The 21,495-nt window shown below is 69.9% G+C and carries 17 protein-coding genes; 10 read left to right on the forward strand and 7 right to left on the reverse strand.

Features of this window, described 5'->3' with window-relative positions; translation table 11 throughout:
• Positions 1-39 precede the first annotated feature (39 nt).
• The 5 genes from AB0G10_RS08050 to AB0G10_RS08070 all read left to right on the forward strand — a co-directional run bounded on the left by AB0G10_RS08050 (position 40) and on the right by AB0G10_RS08070 (position 5,721).
• Positions 40-1,197, forward strand: coding sequence for an ABC transporter ATP-binding protein (locus AB0G10_RS08050; RefSeq protein ID WP_360918037.1), 1,158 nt, complete (start codon positions 40-42; stop codon positions 1,195-1,197).
• A gap of 44 nt (positions 1,198-1,241) precedes the next feature.
• A complete protein-coding gene (locus AB0G10_RS08055) occupies positions 1,242-2,453 on the forward strand; it encodes a spermidine/putrescine ABC transporter substrate-binding protein (protein WP_360918038.1) in 1,212 nt (403 codons plus the stop codon).
• A gap of 3 nt (positions 2,454-2,456) precedes the next feature.
• Positions 2,457-3,320, forward strand: coding sequence for an ABC transporter permease (locus AB0G10_RS08060; RefSeq protein ID WP_360918039.1), 864 nt, complete (start codon positions 2,457-2,459; stop codon positions 3,318-3,320).
• Positions 3,317-4,153 carry an ABC transporter permease gene (locus AB0G10_RS08065; protein WP_360918040.1) on the forward strand — a complete coding sequence of 279 codons (837 nt, stop codon included), beginning with the start codon at positions 3,317-3,319 and terminating at the stop codon, positions 4,151-4,153. The genes AB0G10_RS08060 and AB0G10_RS08065 overlap by 4 nt, the downstream gene beginning before the upstream one ends.
• Before the next feature lie 188 nt (positions 4,154-4,341).
• Positions 4,342-5,721, forward strand: coding sequence for an aspartate aminotransferase family protein (locus AB0G10_RS08070; RefSeq protein ID WP_360918041.1), 1,380 nt, complete (start codon positions 4,342-4,344; stop codon positions 5,719-5,721).
• Between the two features lie 7 nt (positions 5,722-5,728).
• On the opposite strand, the gene AB0G10_RS08075 is transcribed toward AB0G10_RS08070, so the two are convergent.
• Positions 5,729-6,271, reverse strand: coding sequence for a hypothetical protein (locus AB0G10_RS08075; protein ID WP_360918042.1), 543 nt, complete (start codon positions 6,269-6,271; stop codon positions 5,729-5,731).
• Between the two features lie 157 nt (positions 6,272-6,428).
• Between AB0G10_RS08075 and AB0G10_RS08080 the strand changes: the two genes are divergently transcribed.
• Both AB0G10_RS08080 and AB0G10_RS08085 read left to right on the forward strand, forming a co-directional pair.
• Positions 6,429-6,851, forward strand: coding sequence for a response regulator (locus tag AB0G10_RS08080; protein WP_360918043.1), 423 nt, complete (start codon positions 6,429-6,431; stop codon positions 6,849-6,851).
• A gap of 107 nt (positions 6,852-6,958) precedes the next feature.
• Entirely contained in the window at positions 6,959-9,067 is a 2,109-nt protein-coding gene (locus AB0G10_RS08085; protein ID WP_360918044.1) for a GAF domain-containing protein, read from the forward strand.
• 713 nt (positions 9,068-9,780) lie between these two features.
• Here AB0G10_RS08085 and AB0G10_RS08090 read toward each other — a convergent pair.
• The 6 genes from AB0G10_RS08090 to AB0G10_RS08115 form a co-directional block, all read right to left on the reverse strand.
• Positions 9,781-11,049, reverse strand: a complete 1,269-nt coding sequence (locus tag AB0G10_RS08090) for an FAD-binding oxidoreductase (RefSeq protein WP_360918045.1) — start codon at positions 11,047-11,049, stop codon at positions 9,781-9,783.
• A complete protein-coding gene (locus AB0G10_RS08095) occupies positions 11,046-11,501 on the reverse strand; it encodes an Lrp/AsnC family transcriptional regulator (RefSeq protein ID WP_360918046.1) in 456 nt (151 codons plus the stop codon). Before AB0G10_RS08095 ends, AB0G10_RS08090 begins: the two co-directional genes overlap by 4 nt.
• Before the next feature lie 98 nt (positions 11,502-11,599).
• Positions 11,600-12,874, reverse strand: coding sequence for a 4-aminobutyrate--2-oxoglutarate transaminase (gene gabT, locus AB0G10_RS08100; protein ID WP_360918047.1), 1,275 nt, complete (start codon positions 12,872-12,874; stop codon positions 11,600-11,602).
• A gap of 3 nt (positions 12,875-12,877) precedes the next feature.
• Complete coding sequence (locus AB0G10_RS08105; RefSeq protein WP_360918048.1) at positions 12,878-14,314, reverse strand: gamma-aminobutyraldehyde dehydrogenase; 1,437 nt, start codon at positions 14,312-14,314, stop codon at positions 12,878-12,880.
• 105 nt (positions 14,315-14,419) lie between these two features.
• Positions 14,420-15,622, reverse strand: a complete 1,203-nt coding sequence (locus AB0G10_RS08110) for a GAF domain-containing SpoIIE family protein phosphatase (RefSeq protein WP_360918049.1) — start codon at positions 15,620-15,622, stop codon at positions 14,420-14,422.
• 47 nt (positions 15,623-15,669) lie between these two features.
• Positions 15,670-18,036, reverse strand: coding sequence for a glycoside hydrolase family 3 N-terminal domain-containing protein (locus AB0G10_RS08115; protein WP_360918050.1), 2,367 nt, complete (start codon positions 18,034-18,036; stop codon positions 15,670-15,672).
• A gap of 302 nt (positions 18,037-18,338) precedes the next feature.
• Between AB0G10_RS08115 and AB0G10_RS08120 the strand changes: the two genes are divergently transcribed.
• From AB0G10_RS08120 to AB0G10_RS08130, 3 genes are read left to right on the forward strand one after another with little or no spacing between them, the layout of a single operon-like run.
• Entirely contained in the window at positions 18,339-19,658 is a 1,320-nt protein-coding gene (locus AB0G10_RS08120; RefSeq protein ID WP_360918051.1) for an extracellular solute-binding protein, read from the forward strand.
• Positions 19,655-20,581 carry a sugar ABC transporter permease gene (locus AB0G10_RS08125; RefSeq protein WP_360918052.1) on the forward strand — a complete coding sequence of 309 codons (927 nt, stop codon included), beginning with the start codon at positions 19,655-19,657 and terminating at the stop codon, positions 20,579-20,581. Before AB0G10_RS08120 ends, AB0G10_RS08125 begins: the two co-directional genes overlap by 4 nt.
• Complete coding sequence (locus tag AB0G10_RS08130) at positions 20,581-21,474, forward strand: carbohydrate ABC transporter permease (protein WP_360918053.1); 894 nt, start codon at positions 20,581-20,583, stop codon at positions 21,472-21,474. The genes AB0G10_RS08125 and AB0G10_RS08130 overlap by 1 nt, the downstream gene beginning before the upstream one ends.
• Positions 21,475-21,495: the final 21 nt, after the last annotated feature.

Consider the following 21,495-nt stretch of genomic DNA (forward strand, 5'->3'; position numbering starts at 1 on the left):
TTCAGACCCGCAGACATAACGCCCCGCTTGAGGTGATAGATGACCACTTCTCCCCCGCACCACGCCACGAGCGCGCCGATCGGCACCGACCGGCCCGCCGGGCACCCGGCGATCGAGTTCGCCGGCGTGCGCAAGGACTACCTGTCGCACGGTGAGGCGGTGCCGGCCGTCAAGAACCTGGACCTGGCGATCGGACAGGGGGAGTTCTTCTCGCTGCTCGGACCCTCGGGATGCGGCAAGACCACCACGATGCGGATGATCGCGGGCTTCGAGGAGCCCACGGCGGGCAAGGTCCTCCTCGACGGCCAGGACGTCACCGGGGTCGCGCCGAACAAGCGTGACGTCAACATGGTCTTCCAGTCGTACGCGCTCTTCCCGCACCTGAACGTGCTCCAGAACGTGGCCTTCGGCCTGGAGCGCAAGAAGGTGTCGAAGACCGAGATCCGGCGCCGGGTCGGCGAGATGCTCGAGATCGTCTCGCTGACCGGCATGGAGAAGCGGCAGCCCAAGGAGATGTCCGGCGGCCAGCAGCAGCGCGTCGCGCTGGCCCGGGCGCTCGTGAACCACCCCCGCGCCCTGCTGCTGGACGAGCCGCTCGGCGCCCTCGACCTGAAACTGCGCCAGCAGATGCAGGTCGAACTCAAGCGCATCCAGCGCGAGGTCGGCATCACCTTCGTCTACGTCACCCACGACCAGGGCGAGGCGCTGACCATGTCGGACCGCATCGCGGTCATGAACGGCGGCCTGATCGAGCAGCTGGGCTCGCCGCGCGCCATCTACGAGCGCCCGGCGTCCCGGTTCGTGGCCGGCTTCATCGGCACCTCCAACCTCGTGGACGGCCAGGTGAGCTGGGTGGAGAACGGCCTCGGGGTGATCGACCTCGGGTCCGGGGAGCGGGTCCTGCTGCCCGTGCCGCCCACCTTCCGGGCCGGCCGCGACGTCGAGGTGTCGGTGCGCCCCGAGAAGATCGATCTGCACCGTACGGCGCCGCACGCGCCGGGGCTCAGCGTCGTCTCGGGCACCGTCTCCGAGGTGGTCTACCACGGGACGTCGACGAACTACACGGTGGCGACCACCGCCGGATCAGACTTCGTGGTGTTCGATCAGAACGCACACGATGCCGAGGACGTCGCCTCGCGCGGCGAGCGCGTCTTCCTCACCTGGGCCCCTCAGCACTCGTACCCGATCGGAGTCTGAAGTTGTTCCCCACCAATAAGCCGGACCCCTCCGTCCTCCGGGGCATGACGCAGCGGCGGTTCGGCCGCCGCGACGCGCTTCGCCTCGGCGGGATGTCGGCGATGGGTGCCTTCCTCGCCGCCTGTGGCGTGGAGGGTCAGGGCAAGCCGCAGGCGAGCGTCGCGCCCGACGCGGTCGCCAAGTTCTGGAGCGGCAAGGTCAAGAACGGCACGCTCGACTTCGCGAACTGGCCGCTCTACATGGACCCGAAGAGGCCGGAGCTCAAGAAGTTCACCGAGAAGACCGGCATCAAGATCAACTCCTACGACGAGGTCATCAACGAGATGGGCCCTTGGTTCGCCAAGGTCCAGCCACAGCTGTCGGCCGGCCAGTCGATCGGCTACGACCTCATGGTGATCACGAACTCGATTCAGTTCGGGCAGTTCCGCGACGCCGGCTTCCTGGCGCCGCTGGACCACTCGAAGCTGCCGAACTACGTGGCGAACGCCGCGAAGTCGTACGCGCAGTCGTCGTACGACATGGGCAACGTCTTCAGCATCCCGTGGGCCTCCGGCATCACCGGCATCGCGTACGACGAGAAGAAGACCGGCCGCCCGATCACCTCGCTCGCCGACCTCTGGGATCCGGCCTTCAAGGGCAAGGTCGGCATGTTCCGCGACCTGCAGGAGCTCGGCAACTTCGGCCTGCTCGCGGCCGGCCTCAAGCCGTCCGAGTCGGGCGAGGCCGAGTGGAAGAAGGCCGCCGCCAAGCTGCGCGAGCAGAAGGACGCCGGCATCGTCCGCCAGTACTACGACCAGACCTACATCGACGCGCTCGGCAAGGGCGAGGTCTGGATCACCCAGGCCTGGTCCGGTGACATCTTCCAGAAGAACGTCTCCGACGGCACGGACTTCAAGTTCGTGGTCCCGTCCGAGGGCGGCACGATCTGGACCGACAACATGACCATCCCGGTCACCGCGGCCAACCCGGTCGACGCGATCACGCTGATGGACTTCTTCTACGAGGTGGACAACGCCGCCACGCTCGCCGAGTACATCAACTACGTGTGCCCGGTGCCCGGCGCGCAGGCCGTCATGAAGCAGCACGCGGCCGAGGCGAAGGGTGAGGACAAGGAGTACCTGACCTCCGTCGCGGAGAGCCCGCTGGTCTTCCCGGCCGAGTCGGACTACGCGAAGCTGCACTACTACGTCGACTTCAACACGGCCGAGGAGCAGCAGGACTTCTCCAAGATCTTCGACCCGATCGTGCTGGGCTGACCCATGGGCCGGGTCAAACGTACGCTCGCGCCCTACCTGCTCGTGCTGCCCGGCGGGTTGTGGCTCCTGATGTTCTTCGCGGTGCCGATGGCGACCATGCTGTCGTTGTCGCTGCAGGAGGGCGACATCGTCAACGGGTACGTCTTCACGGGTCACTGGCAGACCTACGTCGAGGCGATCTCTGATTATCAGACCCAGTTGATCCGCTCGCTGGTGTACGGCGTCATCGCCACGGTCATCCTGATCGTGCTGGCGTTCCCGGCCGCGTACTGGATCGCCTTCTACGGTGGCAAGCGGAAGGCGACCTACCTGTTCCTGCTGCTGTTGCCGTTCTTCGTGTCGTTCGTGCTGCGCACCATCTCGTGGCGGCTGATCCTCACCGACGACGGCTTCCTGCTGCGTCCGCTGAAGGAGGCGGGTCTCCTCCCGGAGAACTTCCACATCCTCGGCACGTCGGCCGCGGTGATCGGCGGCCTGGTGTACAACTTCCTGCCCTTCATGGTGCTGCCGATCTACGTGGCCCTGGAGCGCATCGACCCCCGCGTGGTCGAGGCGGCGCGGGACCTGTACGCCTCGCCGATCACCGCGTTCCGGAAGGTCATCCTTCCGCTCGCGGTGCCCGGCGTCTTCGCCGGCGTGCTGATGACCTTCATCCCGGTCAGCTCCGACTACGTCAACTCGGAGGTGCTCGGCAGCTCGGAGACCACCATGATCGGCCAGGTCATCCAGAGCCAGTACCTGTCGAGCTCCAACTACCCGACCGCCTCGGCGCTGTCCTTCACCCTGATGGCGGTGCTGCTGATCGGCGTCTTCTCGTACGCGAGGGCGCTCGGCACCGAGGACGTCATGAAGGTGGCCGCCCGATGACGACGACGCTCGAGAAGCCGCCCGTCAGGACGGTGAAGGTGCGCAAGAGGTTCGGCGGCGTGCAATTCCTGCACGCGTACACCTGGCTGGTCATCATCTGGCTGGTGCTGCCGATCTTCGTGATGATCCTGTTCGGGTTCAACGACCCGAGCGGCCGGTACAACCAGACCTGGCAGGGTTTCACGCTGAAGTGGTACCGCGAGCTGTTCGCGCTCGACGACCTCACCTCGGCGCTGATCCTCTCGCTGGTGATCGCGGTCGCCGCCTCGATCATCTCGACGGCGCTCGGCACCGGCATCGGCTACGCGCTGGGCCGCTACCAGTTCCGCGGCTCCGGCGGCATGAACCTGATCATGTTCGCCACGATGTCCTCGCCGGAGCTCGTGATGGGCGCGTCGCTGCTGACGCTCTTCGTCTCGCTCGGCATCGGCCTGGGCCCGATGACGATCACGATCGCGCACGTGATGTTCTCGATCTCGTTCGTCGCCACGGTGGTGCGGGCCCGGGTACTCACCCTGGACCGCTCGATCGAGGAGGCCGCCGCCGACCTGGGCGCCAACGCGTGGACGACGTTCTGGAAGGTGACGTTCCCGATCATCCTGCCGGCGGTCTTCTCCGGCTTCATGCTCGCGTTCGCGCTCTCCGTCGACGACTTCGTGGTCACCAACTTCACCGCGGGCACCAGCGTCACGTTCCCGCTGTGGATCTGGGGCGCCACCCGGGTCGGCCTGCCGCCGCAGGTCAACGTGATGGGCACGCTGATCTTCGCGGCCGGCGTCCTGATCGCGGTGATCACCAACATCCGCTCACGACCGAAGAAGACCGCGGCCTGAGTTCCTCCCCGGCCCGGGAGGGGCGCCATCCGGCTTCCTGCCGGGTGGCGCCTGCTGCTTTGTACGGTCTGAGCCGCTGTGCTGCCGAAACAGTACGGAAATAGTGGTCGGAGGTCTTGTGCACGACGGATTCCGTAGGCAGGATCACTGGCAACACTAGTGACCAGTGGCGTGCAGGAGTTCTCACCGTGACCGACAGACCAGCTGATGTGGACGCTCTCTCCGCGACCGCCCGCGACCACCTGTGGATGCACTTCACCCGGCTCTCCGCCTACCGTGACGCCCCCGTCCCGGTGATCACCCGCGGCGACGGCTGCTACGTCTGGGACTCCAGCGGCAAGCGCTACCTCGACGGCCTGTCCGCCCTCTTCGTCGTGCAGACCGGTCACGGCCGGCAGGAGCTCGCCGACGCCGCCGCGAAGCAGGCCGCCGAGCTGGCCTACTTCCCGATCTGGTCGTACGCGCACCCCAAGGCGATCGAGCTGGCCGGCCGGCTCGCCGACCTCACCCCCGGCGACCTGAACCGGGTCTTCTTCACCACCGGCGGCTCGGAGGCCGTGGAGAGCGCCTGGAAGCTGGCCCGGTCCTACTTCAAGCGGGTCGGCAAGCCGCTGAAGACCAAGGTCATCTCGCGGGCGATCGCGTACCACGGCAGCTCGATGGGCGCCCTGTCGATCACCGGCATCCCGCCCTTCAAGCAGGACTTCGAGCCCCTCGTGCCGAGCACCGTGCGGGTGCCGAACACCAACTACTACCGCCGCCCCGACGAGAACATGACGCCGGAGCAGTTCGGGATCTGGGCCGCCGACCGCATCGCCGAGGCGATCGAGTTCGAGGGCCCGGACACCGTCGCGGCCGTCTACCTCGAGCCTGTGCAGAACGCCGGCGGCTGCTTCCCGCCGCCGCCCGGCTACTTCCAGCGGGTCCGGGAGATCTGCGACCGCTACGACGTGCTGCTCGTCTCGGACGAGGTGATCTGCGCGTTCGGCCGGCTCGGCGAGTTCTTCGGCGCCGACAAGTACGGCTACCAGCCCGACATCATCACCGTGGCGAAGGGCCTCACCTCCGGCTACGTGCCGCTGGGCGCCATGATCGCCTCGGACCGGTTGGCCGAGCCGTTCCTGGAGGGCGCCAACTGGTTCGCGCACGGCATCACCTACGGTGGCCACCCGGTCGGCGCCGCGGTGGCGCTCGCGAACATCGACATCATGGAGCGCGAGGGCCTCAACCAGCACGTCACCGCGAACAGCCCGCTGTTCCGGTCGTACCTGGAGAAGCTGCTCGACCTGCCGATCGTCGGCGACGTGCGCGGCGACGGCTACTTCTTCGGCATCGAGCTGGTGAAGGACAAGGCCACCAAGGAGACGTTCGACGCCGACGAGTCCGAGCGGCTGCTGCGCGGATTCCTCTCCCAGGCGCTCTTCGAGGCCGGCCTCTACTGCCGCGCCGACGACCGGGGCGACCCGGTCATCCAGCTGGCCCCGCCGCTGACCGCGACGGAGACCCAGTTCGCCGAGATGGAGCAGATCATCCGCGGCGTGCTGGTCGAGGCCCAGAAGCTGCTCTGACCCCGGCTCAGACCTCCAGCTTCGTCATGACCTTCTCGACGTCGGCCCGGAGCAGGTCCTGCATCTCCTGCTCCGTGGCCGGCCAGCCGGCCGGCTCGGTGACGAACCCCGAGTAGTGGTACGACAGGACCAGGCCGCCGTCCCGGACCACGTATTTGAAGACGCTCAGGTCCTGCGGTGACCATGGTTTGCTGTCGTCGTGCCAGCGGCGCAGATAGGCCGCCTCACCCAGATCATCGAGCTCGGTCACCGTACCCTCGGCGCTCTTGAACTGATCGAACTTGGCGGTGGCGGCAGCGGAATCCGGGAACACCTCGGCGAAGAGCAGCAGCGTGATGCTCCCGCTGGCGTAGGCGAGCTCGCACTGCCCGTTGGCCGGATCGGCCTGCACCTCGGGCGGCTCGGGAATCCGCGCCTGCACCGCGTTCTCGGTGATCAGATCGCAGACGTCGCCCTCGATCCGGTAGTCGGGTGGGTCGTCCGAGCAGCCGGCGAGCAGGGTGGATGCGAGGATCAGCGCTGCCGCGGCACGGCGGGCGGTCGGGAGCATCGCCCGATGGTGGCACATGATCACCACTCTCGTGGTACCGCCGCCCCGTGGTGTGGTGCCGCCGCCTTGCACCCCTCCGGGCCGGAAATCCGGTATAGCGGCGCGGCGGCTCCCGCGCGGGGGCATCCTGAGAACGAGACCGTTTGATGGAGCTGATATGCCCGTTATGCTGATCGCCGAGGACGACGAGGACATCGCACTGGTGCTCACCAGGGTGTTCAAACGTGCCGGGATGACGGTGCTGCGCGCGGTGGACGGGGTGGCCGCGCTGGAACTGCTGGCGGAGAACGAGCCGGACGTGATCGTCACCGACCTCGGCATGCCCCGGATGGACGGCTGGGAACTGATCGCCGCGGTCCGTGCCGACCCGCGGGCCTCCCGGACGCCGATCGCCATCCTCAGCGGCCACCTGCGGCCCGGCGATCCGCGGGCCGGCTCCGCGCAGTGCTGCGCGATCCTGCTCAAGCCGTGCCCGAACGACCAGCTGCTCGCCACGGTCCAGGAATTGCTGGAGATCGGCCCGCACGACCACGACAGCAGCGATTCGCGCTGTCCGGCCGAAATGCCGGTTTCAGTGTAGTTTGAGGACGGGTGTCCCGTCGGGAAGCCCGTGACCACGAGGTGTGGTCCTCAGCGTCTGGCTGCCGCCCATGACCAGGCCGATGCCGGTGAGAAAGCGGGCTGATCATGGTGGTGCTCGACGAATCGGTGCTCGGGAATCCGGTGCGCCTCGCGGCCGTGGAACAGGCGATGCGCACCCTCCCCGGCCGGATCGGGCACCCCGACGACGTCGCCGCGCTCGCCGCCCGCATGCTCGGCACCCCGATGGCCGCGGTCACCCTGGTCGGCGACCACGAGGAGCACATCCTCGGCCTGCACGGCGTGCCCGAGCCGTTCCGCCGCACCCGCCGGGTGCCGATGAGCCACTCGGTCTGCAAGTACGCCGTCTCGGCCGGCCACGTCGTGCTCTGCGCCGACATGGCCGCCGAAACCGAACCCGAGCTGCGCGAGCACCCGCTGGTCCGGGAGTACGGCGTGCGCTCCTTCCTGACCGTGCCGATCCGCAACGACGACGACCGGCCGATCGGCTCGATCACCGTGCTCGACGGCAGGCCGCGGTCCTGGACCGGCGAGCACACCGACATGCTCCTGACCATCGCCGAAACCCTGGTCGTCACGGCCGGCTTCGAGGTGACCGCGCTCGACGACGGCGCGTTCCTCGGCGCGCTGCTGCAGAGCCTCGACGCCGGGGTGATCGCCTGCAACGCGGCCGGCCGGGTGGTCTTCGTGAACAAGGCGATGCGCGAGGTGCGCGGCCTGCCGCCGGACGGCCCGCTGCCGGACGACTACCAGGAGCAGACCGTCGCCGTGCTGTCCGGCCCCGACCAGCGGCCGATGCCCTGGGAGCAGACCCCGCTCATGCGGGCGCTGCACGGCGAGCAGGTGCTCGCCGAGGACGTGCACGCGAAACTCCCCGGGCACCGCAGCCGGGTCTTCGGCACCACGGCCCGCCCCATCGTCGGGGCCGGCGGCAAACTCCTCGGCGCCGTCGCGGTGGCGCACGAGGTGACCGCGCTGCGCCGGGCCGAGCGGTTCCGGGCCTGCCACATCGCCGTCGACTACGTGCTGAAACGCGCCGTCGACGCGCGCGAGGCCGCGCCCGAGGTGCTGCGCGCCGTCACCGGCACGCTGGGCTGGCCGGCCGCCGAACTGTTCCTCATCGACGACGCCACCGGCTCGCTCGAAGCCGTCGGCCACTGGGACTCGTCCGGCTTCGACCCGGACGGGTTCTTCGGGCACACCCCGGTGCCCGGCGAAGGCATCACCGGCCGGGCCTGGCAGACCGGGCGCGCCATCTGGGTGCCGGACATCGCGCTCAGCCGGGACCTGCGCACCGAGCACGAGCGCGAGCGGGTGGAGATCTGCCTGCGGCGCGGTGTGCGGACCGCCCTGGCCGTCCCGGTCCGCGACGGCGGCACCCTGTTCGGCGTGCTCACCTGCTACGCCGGCACCCAGGAATACGAGCCCGACCTGCTCACCGTGCTCCTCGACGGGGTGGCCGCGCAGATCGGCGTGTTCGTCTCCCGGCGCCGGGCCGAGGAACTGGGCCGGCAGCTCGCCCGGGCCCAGAGCGACTTCGTCGACCTGGTCGGCCACGAGCTGCGTACCCCGCTCACCTCCATCACCGCGAACGCCACCATCCTGGCCGAGGAATCCGCCGGCCTCGACGCCGACTGCCGGCAGATGGCCCGGGTGATCGCCCGCAACGCGGCCGCCCTCCAGCGCATCGCCGACACCCTGCTCGACCTGGCCGGCCTCGACTCCGGCCACCTCGTCCTGGACCGGCACGAGACCGACTTCGCCTCCCTGGTGGCCGAAGCCGTCACCGCAGCCCGCCGCGGCGCCGACCGCCTCACCCTGGTCACCGAACTACCCGCCGCCCTGCCCCTGCCCGCCGACGCCGAACGGCTGCGCCAGGTCGTCGACGACCTGCTCTCCAACGCGATCCGGTACAGCCCGCCGGGGGCGCCCGTGCACGTGAAACTGCGCGTCGAAGGGTCGATGGCCGAACTCTGCATCGCCGACCAGGGAATCGGGATGCCGGCCGATGAGCGGGCGCGGGTGTTCGACCGGTTCTTCCGGGGCAGCAACGTGCGGCATCAGGGGATGTCGGGGAGTGGGCTGGGGTTGAGTCTGGCGCGGGCGATCGTGCTGCAGCATGGCGGGACGATCAGGCTGGAGGAGAACCGGCCGTCGGGGACCGTGGTTCGGGTGAGGTTGCCGCTGAGCAGTTGATCGATCGTTTTGGTCGAAGTCGAACCAGTCCAGGGCCCGCCCTTCCCTGGGGGCTCCCCCGCTGGCCAGTGTGCCGGAATCGGGCGATCTCCGGGCACTGCCCTGTGGACAGCCCGCCATTGTGGACGCCGCGAGCCGGCTCCGCGAACATGCTGAGCGCCCACTCCACCGCGATCAGGTCGATGGCGCGCCTCCCGTTCAGCCCACCCGAACCGGCTGCAGCGTGTCCGGGAGCGCCGCGCTGCAGCCCATCGCTGCGCCAGAGCACCCGTCCGGGAGCAACCGGCTGCAGCCGCCCGCCACCAGCTGCAGTCCATCGCTGCGGGGGAGGGGTCCAAAGCATTACGCTGCAGCCGAGTATGCGCCCCGAGCGGCGCTGTCCGTGCAGGCTGCACCAAAGAGCGACATTTCGGGCGTCATCCCGACCCTGTTGTTCAGCTAGCCCGTGGTGGCTGTACCGCAGAGCGACATTTCGGGTGTCATCCCGACCCTGTTGTTCAGCCGGCCCGTGGTGGCTGTACCGCAGAGCGACATTTCGGGTGTCATCCCGACCCTGTTGTTCAGTCGGCCCGTGGTGGCTGTACCGCAGAGCGACATTTCGGGCGCCACCCCGACCTTGACGTTCAGCCCAGTGAGGCCAACCGCACCGCAGAGCGGCCTCCCGAACACCACCGGCCGACCGGCTGCACGGACAAGCGTCCCCAAACCCAGTACTACGCCGCGGACCGCCGATCCCAGGCATCCAGCAGAGCGGTAGCCTTCAGCCCCGCGTTGATGCCGAGCCACCGCGCCGGCTCCGGCTCCCACCGCCGGGACCGATGGTTCACCCAGGGCAGCGCGGTCAGGCCACTCTCCCTGCCACGGATCAGATCGGCCAGCGTCCGCCCGGCGAGGTTCGAGGCCGCCACCCCGTCGCCCACGTAACCTCCGGCCCAGGCGATGCCGTCGCGCAGGCCGGCGGAGGGCATCCAGTCGCGGGGGATGCCGAGCGGGCCGCCCCAGCGGCAGGCGATCGGCGGGTCGATGCCGAAGAGCTCGGTCACGGTGCGGCGCAGCGCGTCGAAGACGGCCGGCACCCGGTCGTAGGAGGGGTGGACCCGGGAGCCGAAGTGGTAGGGCGCGCCCCGGCCGCCGAAGGCGAGCCGATCGTCGGCCGTGCGCTGACCGTAGATCACCATGCGGCGTTCGTCGGTGAACGTCTCGCGGCGGGCCAGCCCGACCCGGTCCCAGAACGACGCGGGAAGCGGCTCGGTGGCGATCATGAGGGAGTAGACCGGGGCGAGGTTGCGGCGGTGGCCGGCGAGCCCGGCCGTGTATCCCTCCAGGGCCCGCACCACGGTCCCGGCGCGGACCGTGCCGTGGTCGGTGACGAGCGCGCCGCGGGTGATCTGCCGGACCCGGGTGCCCTCGTGGATCGTGACGCCGAGACGTTCCACCGCGGAGGCGAGGCCGCGGACCAGTTTGGCGGGGTGCAGCGCCGCGCAGTGTTCGCTGTAGACGCCGCCGAGCACGTCGTCGGCGTTGCACACAGCGCGCGCCGCGGCGGCGTCCAGGAAACCGGGGGAGCCCTGCGCCCGCCGCAGCTGTGCCGGGCTGCGGACCAGCGAGATGACGCCGCCCTTCGCGTAGTCGCAGTCGATGCCTTCGGCGGCCGCGGCCCGGCCCACCTCGTCGACCGCCGCGGCCAGCGCCTCGTGCATGGCGGCGGCCCGGGCGGCGCCGTACCGCCGGGCCAGCTTCGCTTCGGGGACCGGGAACTCGCCGGACGCCCAGCCGCCGTTGCGGCCGGACGCGCCGAACCCGCAGTATTCCGCCTCCAGCACCACGATCTTCAGGGTCGGGTCGGCCTTGGCCAGGTAGTACGCCGTCCAGAGCCCGGTGTAGCCGCCGCCCGCGATCGCCACGTCGGCGTCGCGGTCACCGGGCAGGGCCGGCCGGCGTTCGAGAGAGCCTAGGGAGTCGAGCCAGAACGAGGGTGTCAACGAGTTCCCCAGGCGTAGGTCTGTTTGGCGAGTTTCAGGTACATGAAGGTGTCGGCCTCGGTGACGCCCTTGACCGTACGGATCTTCTCGTTGAGCAGGTCCAGCAGGTGCTCGTCGTCGGTGCAGACCAGTTCGACGAGCAGGTCGTAGCGCCCGGCGCAGATCACCACGTAGTCGACCTCGGGGATGGTCGCGATCTCGTCGGCGATCTGGCGCAGGTCGCCGGTGACCCGCAGGCCGACCATGGCCTGCCGGGCGAAGCCCAGGGTGAGCGGGTCGGTGACCGCCACGATCTGCATGAGGTCGTTGTCGAGGAGCCGCTGCACCCGCTGGCGCACCGCCGCCTCGGAGAGCCCGATCGTCTTGGCCAGCGTCGCGTACGACATCCGGCCGTCACGCTGCAGGTGCTCGATGATCTGCTTGTTGATCTCGTCCAGGGCCGATTCGCTCACGACGCGATTCTTCCCTGTGAGGATTGGCGAGAGCAAAGAGCTGAGCCTTTCGGGGAGAGGTGTGGCGCCCGCCGGGGTGCGGCGGGCGCCACCGGCGACTAGCTCAGTGCGGCGCGAAGGATCTCGATGCCCCGGTTCAGGTCCTCATCGGAGATCACCAATGGCGGCAGGAACCGCAGCACGTTGCCGTAGGTGCCGCAGGTCAGCGTGAGCAGCCCGGCGTCGTGGCACGCCTTGGAGACCGCCGCGGTCCGGACCGGGTCGGGCTCGAGGCCACCCGGCTGCACCAGCTCGATCGCGATCATCGCACCGCGCCCCCGGACCTCGGCGATTCCAGGGTCAAGATCAGCGAGGGTACGAAGGGAAGGCACGAGCACCGACTCGATGTGGCGGGCGGCCGCTGCCAGGTCGAGTTCGCGCATCGTCTCGATCGCGGCGAGCGCGGCCGCGCAGGCCACCGGGTTCCCGCCGTACGTGCCGCCGAGCCCGCCCGCGTGCACCGCGTCCATGAGCTCGGCCCGGCCGGTGACGCCGGCGATCGGCAGGCCGCCGCCCATCCCCTTGGCCGTGGTGATGAGGTCCGGCTCGACGCCCTCGTCCTCGCAGGCGAACCACTGTCCGGTCCGGGCGAACCCGGTCTGGATCTCGTCGGCGACGAAGACCGCGCCGTTGTGCTTCGCCCACGCGGCGATGGCCGGCAGGAAGCCCGCGGCCGGCACCACGAAGCCGCCCTCGCCCTGGATCGGCTCGATCAGCACGGCCGCCACGTTCTCGGCGCCGACCTGCTTCTCGATCACGTCGATGGCCCGGCGGGCCGCCTCGGCGCCGGACAGGCCGCCGTCGCGCAGCGGGTAGGACATCGGCGCCCGGTAGACCTCCGGCGCGAACGGCCCGAACCGGTGCTTGTACGGCATGTTCTTCGCGGTCAGCGCCATGGTCAGGTTGGTCCGGCCGTGGTACGCGTGGTCGAACACCACGACCGCCTGCCGCCCGGTGGCGTGCCGTGCGATCTTCACGGCGTTCTCCACCGCCTCGGCGCCGGAGTTGAACAGCGCGGCCCGCTTCTCGAACGACCCCGGGGTCAGCTCGATCAGCTGCTCGCAGACCGCCACGTAGGACTCGTAGGGCGCGACCATGAAGCAGGTGTGCGTGAACCGCGCGACCTGCTCCTGCACGGCGGCGACCACGCGGGGTGCGGCGTTGCCGACGTTGGTGACGGCGATGCCGCTGGCGAAGTCGATCCACTCCCGCCCGTCGACGTCGGTGAGCGTGCCGCCCGCGGCACGGTCGACGTACGCGGAAATGCTGGAACCGACGCCTCGCGCGACCGATGCCAGACGCCGTTTGTGGAGCTCTTCCGAAGAGGTGGACACGGTTCAGGCCCCCACGTTGTGCATGACGTGCTTGATCCGGGTGTAGTCCTCCAGGCCGTAGACCGACAGGTCCTTGCCGTGCCCGGAGTGCTTGAAGCCGCCGTGCGGCATCTCGGCGACCAGCGGGATGTGGCAGTTCACCCACACGCAGCCGAAGTCGAGGTTCTGGGTCATCCGCATGGCGGTGCCGTGGTCGGACGTCCAGACGCTCGAGGCCAGCGCGTACGGGACGCCGTTGGCGTACTCCAGGGCCTCGGCCTCGGTGCTGAACTTCTGCACGGTGATGACCGGGCCGAACACCTCGTTCTGGATGATCTCGTCGGTCTGCCGCAGCCCGGAGACGACGGTGGGCGACCAGAAGTAGCCGCGGTCGCCGACCCGCGCGCCGCCGGCCTGCAGCACCGCGTGGTCCGGCAGCCGGTCGATGAACCCGGCCACCCGGGCCAGCTGGCCGGCGTTGTTGACCGGCCCGTAGAGCACGTCCTCGTCGTCCGGCAGCCCGGTCTTGATGCCCTTGGCCTGCTCGGCGAGGGCGGCCACGAAGTCGTCGTAGGCGGCCTCGTGCACCAGCACCCGGGTCGCGGCGGTGCAGTCCTGGCCCGCGTTGAAGTAGCCGGCCTCGGCGATCGACGCGGCGGCGGCCGCCACGTCGGCGTCGGCGAAGACCACGACCGGGGCCTTGCCGCCCAGCTCCAGGTGGGTGCGCTTGAGGTCGGCCGCGGCCGACCCGGCCACCTCCATGCCGGCCCGGACCGAACCGGTGATCGACACCATCTGCGGGGTCTTGTGCTCGATCAGCGCGCGGCCGGTGTCGCGGTCGCCGAGGACCACGTTGAAGAGGCCGGCCGGGAAGAACTCGGCGGCGATCTCGGCGAGCCGGACCGTGGTGACCGGGGTGGTGTCGGACGGCTTGAGCACGACCGCGTTGCCGGCCGCGAGCGCCGGGGCGATCTTCCAGACGGCCATCATGAGCGGGTAGTTCCAGGGCGTGACCTGCGCGCAGACGCCGATCGGCTCGCGGCGCACGTAGCTCTCGAAGCCGTTCATGTACTGCCCGGCGGACCGGCCCTCGAGCAGCCGGGCCGCGCCGGCGAAGAAGCGGATCTGGTCGACCGCGGGCGGCAGCTCCTCGCTGGCGGTGAGGCCGAGCGGCTTGCCGGTGTTCTGCGACTCGAGGGCGACCAGCTCCCCGGCGCGGGACTCGACCGCGTCGGCGAACTTGAGCAGCGCCTTCTGCCGGTCACCGGGGGTGGTGGTGCGCCATTCCTGGAACGCGGTGGCGGCGGCCTGCATGGCCCGATCGACGTCGGCGGCGCCGGACACCGGAGCCGACGCGAATACCTCGCCGGTGGCCGGGTCGATCAGATCCTCGTACCGTCCCTCGGCGGGCGCGACGGCCTCGCCGGCGACGAAGTTGTGCAGAACCGTCTTGGCGCTCATCCGGCCTCCAGCTGTGGTATCAGTGCATGCGGCCCCATCTTTTCCGCTGAATCCGTGGCGAACAAGAGGGTTCAGAGATTTTTCCGTACCGGAAACATGGCCGCGTCAGAAGCGGCGGACCGCCAGCACGGCGACGTCGTCGGTCGGCTGCTCGACGCCGGCATCCGCCATGACGGTAGCGCACACGACGGCGGCCGGGGCCGCCCGAACCGTGTCGACCAGCTGCTCGAGGCCGACGTCGATGACCCGCTCGCGCCGTTCGACGAGCCCGTCGGTGAAACAGAAGAGCACCGCGCCGGGTACGAGGGTCAGCGCGGTGCTGCGCCGGGGACGGCCGTACCGCCCCACCCCGAGCGGCGGGTCGATCACGATCGCGGCGAGCCCGGCCGGCCGGCCCGGTTCGGCCAGCACCGGGCGCAGATGCCCGGCCGAGGAGATCAGCACCTGGCCCCGGTCCGGGCTGATCATGGCGTACAGCGCGGTGGTGAGGCTGCCCGCCTCGAAGTGCCGGACCTTGCGGTCCAGCAGGGTGAGGGCCTCCGCCGGGTCGTTGCAGATCAGGGCGTACGCCCGGAGCGCGCTGCGGATCCGGCCCATCACGACGGCCGAGGCGAGCCCGTGCCCCGACACGTCGCCGATCACCACGCCGACCCAGCCGGAGGGGAGGGTGAAGACGTCGTACCAGTCCCCGCCCACCCCGGCCGCGTGGCCCGGCACGTAGCGCGCGTCCAGCTCGATGCCGGGGACGTCGGGCAGCCGGGCCGGCAGCAGGCTGCGCTGCAGGGCCAGCGCGGCCTGCTGATCGAGCTTCGCCGAGCGGATCCCGCCGGCCACCGCGGCCCGGTCGGCGACGAGCTCGAGCAGCGCCACGTCGTCGTCGCCGAACATCCGCCGGCTCAGCGTGCCGATGTGCAGCACGCCGATCAGGTCGTGCCCGGCCAGGATCGGCACGCCGAGCAGCGACCGGATCCCCTTCTCCAGCAGGATCGGGTTCACCACGTCGGCCTCGCTCACCTCGGTGATCCGCACCGGCTTGCGGGTGGCGGCGATCCGGCCGGCGAACCCCCGGCCCACGGCGATCCGGAACCCCTTGCGGACCTCCTCCTCGAGGCCCTTCGCCGCGGTCGCGACGAGCTGCTGGGCGTGCACGTCGAGCAGCAGGATCGCGGCGGTGTCGACGTCGAGCAGATCGCGCACCCGGTCCAGCAGCTCGTCGAGGAGATCCGAGACGTCGAGCCGGGACAGCGTCGCATCGGCGACCGCTTCGAGACGGCGCAGCCGCTCGTCGTCGTTGATGCTTCGGGGCACAGGGAAAGCCTAGTGTTCGCCGGTCGGGCCGGGGGTGCCCACCGGGGTCACGAATCGGCGGGCCGTACCTCCACCGGGGTGATCAGGCGGCGGCCCGCCGGGGCCTCGCGCACCGGGCCGTCCAGGTGCACGGTTCCCTCGCAGGGCAGGTCCGCGGCCGACGACCCGACGAGGACCCGCAGCTCACCGGGCTCGACGATGCGGCGCATCCGGCGGCCGGTGAACGCGGTCCGGTCGGTGTGCACGGAGAACACCACGTCGGCGGCCTCGCCCGCGGCCAGCGGCACCCGCCGGAAGCCGGTCAGCTGTTTCACCGGACGGGTGACCTCGGCGACCGGGTCGGCCAGGTAGAGCTGGACCACCTCGGCGCCGTCCCGCTCGCCGGTGTTGGCGACCCGCACGGTGACCGTGAACGCGCCGTCGGTCGGCACCCGCTCGTCGCTGATCCGCAGATCGCCCACCGTGAAGCGGGTGTAGGAGCGCCCGTGCCCGAACGCGAACAGCGGCGTCGGGTCGAGGTTGCTCACGCCCAGGTGGTCGGCGCCGAGCCGGGGTTGCAGGTAGGTGCCGGGCTGCCCGCCCGGGTGCCGCGGGATCTGCACCGGCAGCCTGCCGCTGGGCTGGACCCGGCCGGAGAGCACGCCGGCGATCGCGGCGCCGCCCTCCTCGCCCGGCATGAACGCCTGCACCAGGCCGGCGGCCCGGCCGGCGACGTCGCCGAGCGCGTACGGCCGGCCGGAGACGACCACGACGACGACCGGCTTCCCGGTCGAGAGAAGCGCTTCGACGAGGTCGGCCTGCACACCCGGCAGGCGCAGGTCCGCGGCGTCGCAGCCCTCGCCCGAGGTGCCGTTGCCGAACAGGCCGGCGAGGTCGCCGACGAAGGCCAGGGTCACGTCGGCCTGCTCGGCCGCCGCCACGGCGGCGGCGAACCCGGACCGGTCGCGGCCGTCGACGGTGCAGCCCGCGGCGTACGAGATCGCGGTCTCCCCGAACTCGGCCCGCAGCGCCTCCAGGGCGCTGGGCATCGCGATGCCCGCGTCGACGCCCGGATAGCGGGGCAGGACGTGGTTGGGGAACGCGTAGCAGCCCAGGAAGGTGCGCGGATCGTCGGCGCACGGTCCGGTCACGGCGATCCGGGCGCCCGGGGCGATCGGCAGCGCGGTGCCCGGGTCGAGCAGCACGATCGAGCGCTCGGCCAGCTCGCGGGCGATCTCCCGGTTGGCGGGGGAGTCCAGGTCGACGCCGGCCGCTCCGGCCACTGTCGCCTCCGGCGTCCACCCCTGATCGAGCAGGCCGAGCTCGGCCTTCTGGGTGAGCAGCCGGCGGGCGGCCCGGTCGACGAGCGCCTCCGGCACCTCGCCCCGGCGGACCCGGGCGACCAGTTCCTCGCCGTACCCGATGGTGTCCGGCAGCTCCACGTCGATCCCGGCGGTCAGCGCGAGCACGCCGGCGCTGCCGGAGTCCGCGGCGACCCGGTGGTTGCCGGCCAGGAACGGCACCGCCCAGTAGTCGGAGACCACCGTGCCGGTGAAGCCCCACTCGTCCCGCAGCACCTCGGTGAGCAGCCATTCGTCGGCGCCGGCCGGCACGCCGTCGACGTCCGAGTAGGAATTCATGACCGATCGCGCGCCGGCTTGGGAGATGGCGGTCTCGAACGGCGGCAGGATCACGTCGATCAGCTCCCGGCGGCCCATCGGCACCGGACCGTGGTTGCGGGCGCCGCGCGAGGCGGAGTACCCGGCGAAGTGCTTGAGCGTGGCGATCACGCCGGCGCTCTGCAGGCCGCGCACGTACGCGGCGCCGACCAGCGACACCAGGTACGGGTCCTCGGCGATCGCCTCCTCGACCCGGCCCCACCGGTAGTCGCGGACCACGTCGAGCACCGGGGACAGGCCCTGGTGGACGCCGAGCGCGGCCATGTCCCGGCCGATCGCGGCGGCCATCCGCTCGATCAGCTCGGGGTCGAAGGTGGCGCCCCACGCGGTGGCCGAGGGATAGACGGTGGCGCCGTGCGCGGTGAACCCGGTGAGGCACTCCTCGTGCACGATCGCCGGGATGCCGAGCCGGTTCGAGGTCATCACGATGCGCTGCTGCCGGACCACCTCGGCCGCGCCCTCGGCGACGGTGAGCGGGTAGCTGCCGTAGACCCGGGTGAGGTGGCCGAGGCCGTGCCGGCTCGCGTCCTCGAGGGCGGCGCCGGCTCCGAACTCGTCCTCCATCGGTGCAACGTTGTGACTGTCTTCCGGTTCCGGCCCGGCGGCGCCGGTGGCACCCTTGTCCTTGCCGATCCAGCGGCTGCCGAGTTGCGCGACCTTCTCTTCCAGCGACATCTCGGCCAGCAGCGCCTCCACGCGCTCGGCGATCGGCAGGCCGGGATCCCGCCAGGGGTGAGTCGGCTGATCTGTTGTCAAGGAATTCCTCCGAAACTTTCAGTGCCCGCCGATCGGCGGCCATTTGCGCTTGCCGGGGGCTCAGGGCGCGGGCGGACGTTGCCAACTCTCGCGCTGTGAGCACTGTTACCGCAAGGGTCTTGACACTTGTGACGGCGAAACCCTACGTTAACGAAACCTCGCGTTAAATTGCGGCAGGGGGCCGAAACTTTCGAAACTTAACCGGTTCGGGAAACCTTCCGGTGTGAAAGATCCGGTCAGCTGCCATCGCCATATATCGCCAGCCGTGCCCCGCCGCGGCTTCTTCGAATACGGAGACCAGCGTGAAACGCAGGAGTTTTCTGACCCTGTCCGCCGGAGCCGCCGCGGGCGCCGCCCTCGCCGCGTGTGGCAGTTCCGGTCCCTCCGACAGCTCCGGTGGCGACACCGCCTCCGGCGAGGCCAGCTACTGGTTCCTCAGCGGCCCTCCCGGTGAGCCGATCCGCCAGGGCGCGGTCGACCGCTTCAACAAGGCGAACTCCGGTGGCCAGATCAAGGTCACCACGTTCCAGAACGACGCCTACAAGGACAAGCTCAAGACCGCCCTCGGCGCCGGCCAGGCGCCCAGCATCATCTGGGGCTGGGGCGGCGGCGGCCTGAAGAGCTACGTGGACAACGACCAGGTCGACGACCTGACCGACTGGTTCGGCCAGAACGCCGCGGTCAAGGACCGGCTCTTCCCGGCCTCCTTCGGCCCGGCCACGATCAACGGCAAGATCTACGCGATGCCGTGCGAGACCGTGCAGCCGATCGTGATGTTCTACAACAAGGAGGTCTTCGACAACCTCAAGCTCACGCCCCCGACCACCTGGGGCGAGGTCATGGAGATCGTACCGAAGATCAACGCCGCGAACATCGCGCCGTTCTCGCTCGGCGGCCAGTCGCGCTGGACCAACATGATGTGGCTGGAGTTCCTCTTCGACCGCATCGGCGGTCCCGAGGTCTTCCAGTCGGTCTTCGACGGCCAGGCCAACGCGTGGAACAACCCGGCGTCGCTCAAGGGCCTCACCGAGATCCAGAACCTGATCAAGGCGAACGGCTTCGTCAAGGGCTTCTCCTCGATCACCGCCGACTCCAACGCCGACCAGGCGCTGCTCTACCGCGGCAAGGCGGCCATGATGCTGCACGGCTCGTGGTCGTACGGCATCATCTCGGCCGAGGGCGGCAGCTTCATCAAGGACGGCAAGCTCGGCTACATGAGCTTCCCGACGGTCGAGGGCGGCACCGGCGACCCGAGCAACACCGTCGGCAACGCCGGCCAGTTCCTCTCGATCTACTCGAAGGCCAGCGACGCGCAGAAGGAGACCGCGAAGAACTTCTTCAAGAGCCTCCTCGACGACACCGAGCAGCAGGGCTGGATCGAAACCGGCGGTGTGCCTATCGTCAAGGGTGCGGACGCCAAGCTCGCCGCCTCGCCGGACAAGGACTTCCTGAACTTCGTCTACCAGGTGTCCAGCAACGCGAAGTACTTCGGGCAGTCCTGGGACCAGGCGCTGAGCCCGACGGCCGCCGAGACGCTCCTCGACAACATCGCCAAGCTGTTCCAGATGCAGATCTCCCCCCAGCAGTTCGCCGACAGCATGAATCAGGTCATCGGCAAATGACGATCGCTCCGCCCGTAGTGCAGACCGCTCCGCCTTCCGCCAACAGCGGCGGGCGGAGCGGTTCCGTCACCTGGATGGCCTGGCCGGCGCTCGTCGCGTTCGTGGCGTTCGGCGTCGTGCCGCTGATCGGCGTGCTGCTGCTGAGCTTCACCTCGTGGAACCGGCTGAGCCAGGACATCCCGTTCACCGGTCTGGACAGCTGGCGTTCCGTGCTCAGCGACCCGGGCCTGCCGCACGCGCTCTGGGTCACCTTCCTGATCATGGCGCTCTCCTGGCTCTTCCAGACCCCGATCTCGCTGCTGCTGGGCGTCTTCATCGCGGCCCAGAAGCGCTACCGGTCGGTGCTGGCCGTGCTCTTCTTCGTCCCGCTGCTGCTGAGCCAGGCCGCCATCTCCATCACGTACAAGGCTCTTCTCGACCCGAACTTCGGGCTCGGCGCCGGCCTCGGCTGGCCGTTCCTGCAGCAGGACTGGCTCGGTGACAGCACCCTCGCGCTCGGCGTCGTGGTCTTCGTGGTGTCCTGGCAGTTCATCCCGTTCCACACGCTGATCTACCAGGGCGGCGTGCGGCAGATCCCGGCCTCGATGTACGAAGCGGCCCAGATCGACGGGGCCGGCCGGGTCCGGCAGTTCTTCAGCATCACGCTGCCGCAGCTCAAGTACACGATCATCACGTCGTCGACGCTCATGGTGGTCGGGTCGCTGACCTTCTTCGACCTGATCTGGGTGCTCACGGCCGGCGGCCCCGGCGACGCCACCCGGGCCCTCGCGGTCGACATGTACCAGCGCGGCTTCAAGGCCGACCTGATGGGCCCGGCCAGCGCGATCGCGGTGATCCTGGTGCTCGTCGGCCTGGCGCTGGCGCTCGGCCTGCGCCGGCTGGGCGGCCGGGACGCCTCGTCGAGTCAGTTGGAAGGTGTCTGATGACGACCATGCTCGACAGCCGGACCACGCCGGCGCCGGCGAAGACGCCGGCGTCGCGACGACGAGGGCATCTGCGGCACTTCAACTTCCTCGGTGGCCTCGCCGGCTGGCTCTGGCTCATCGTCGTGCTGCTCCCGATCTACTGGATCGTGATCACCAGTTTCAAGGTGCAGTCCGACTACTACGCCACCAACCCGCTGGCGCCGCCGACGAGCCCGACCCTGGAGAACTACCGGTTCGTCCTGGAGAACGACTTCGTCCGGTACTTCGTGAACAGCGTCATCGTCACGGTCGGCGCGGTCGGACCGGCCGTGCTGGTGTCGTTCATGGCGGCGTACGCGATCGTCCGCGGCAGCGCGGCGAGCCGGTTCCTGCGCGGGGTGAACGGCCTGTTCCTGATGGGCCTGGCGATCCCGCTCCAGGCGGTGATCATCCCGATCTATCTGATCATCATCAAGCTGCAGATGTACGACACGCTCGGCGCGATCATCCTGCCGTCGCTGGCGTTCGCCATCCCGCTCTCGGTGCTGGTCCTCGGGAACTTCGTCCGCGACGTGCCGAAGGAGCTCTTCGAGTCGATGCGGATGGACGGCGCCACCGAGTGGGGCACGCTGTGGCGCCTCGCGTTCCCGCTCACCCGCCCGGCCCTGGTGACCGTCACCATCTACCAGGGACTGACCGTGTGGAACGGCTTCATCCTGCCGCTGATCCTGACCCAGAGCCCCGAGCAGCGCACCCTGCCGCTCGCGCTGTGGAGCTTCCAGGGTCAGTACAGCGTGAACATCCCGGCCGTGCTCGCCTCGGTCGTGCTGACCACGCTGCCGATCCTGACGCTCTACATCATCGGGCGCCGGCAGCTGCTCAGCGGTCTGACCGCGGGCTTCAGCAAGTGATCGGCCGCCGGCTTCGGCAGC

The organism is Actinoplanes sp. NPDC023714, assembly GCF_040639855.1.
Lineage (GTDB): Bacteria > Actinomycetota > Actinomycetes > Mycobacteriales > Micromonosporaceae > Actinoplanes.